Annotated in this window: 1 protein-coding gene; it reads left to right on the forward strand. The window is 64.1% G+C overall.

Annotated features, from left to right (window positions below):
* Positions 1-329: AMP-binding protein (locus K0F75_RS25435; RefSeq protein ID WP_219064707.1), on the forward strand; the 329-nt coding region annotated here is incomplete at both ends.

Genomic DNA, 329 nt, shown 5'->3' on the forward strand with positions numbered 1-329 from the left:
GGCGCCGTGGAAGAGATGGGCATCAAGGTCACGCACGTCTACGGCCTGACCGAGACCTACGGCCCGGTCACGATTTGTGCCTGGCATGCCGAGTGGGATGAACTGCCGCTCGATGAGCGCGCCCAGGTCAAATCCCGTCAGGGCGTGCGCTACCCGACGCTGGAAGGCGTGATGGTCGCCGACCCGAAAACCCTGGAACCCACGCCACGCGACGGCCAGACCATCGGCGAGATTTTCATGCGCGGCAACACGGTGATGAAGGGCTATCTGAAGAACCCGACCGCCACCGCAGAAGCGTTCGAAGGCGGCTGGTTTCACACCGGCGACCT

The sequence above is a fragment of the Pseudomonas sp. UMAB-08 genome (assembly GCF_900095225.1).
Lineage (GTDB): Bacteria > Pseudomonadota > Gammaproteobacteria > Pseudomonadales > Pseudomonadaceae > Aquipseudomonas.